This is a genomic window from Bacillus pretiosus, from assembly GCF_051294775.1.
GTDB classification, from domain to species: domain Bacteria; phylum Bacillota; class Bacilli; order Bacillales; family Bacillaceae_G; genus Bacillus_A; species Bacillus_A wiedmannii.
In genome coordinates, this window is the sequence record NZ_JBPPHF010000242.1 from 1 (window position 1) to 300 (window position 300).

General features: G+C 43.7%; 1 protein-coding gene. It reads right to left on the bottom strand.

The features are described from left to right. On the bottom strand, nucleotides 1-300 hold a 300-nt coding region (locus ACSG5Z_RS30705), incomplete at both ends, for an oxidoreductase dimerization domain-containing protein (protein WP_503827191.1).

The window sequence follows — 300 nt, forward strand, 5'->3', positions numbered from 1 at the left end:
GTGGGCTAGGTATCTGTGTATAAGAGACAGATCTTCTGCTGTCATTCCAGCTTCGATAGCTAAACCAATCTCAGAGATAATATCAGAAGCGCCTGCACCTGCAACTTGAGCACCTACAAGAAGACCAACTTCTTTACGTGTTACAAGTTGTAGGAAACCGTCAGTGCTGTTTAATGATAATGCACGACCGTTAGCAGCGAATGGGAACGTAGATACAGCTACTGTCATTCCTGCTTCTTCAGCTTGTTTCTTAGTGTAACCAACAGATGCTAATTCAGGATCAGTGAAGCATACTGCATG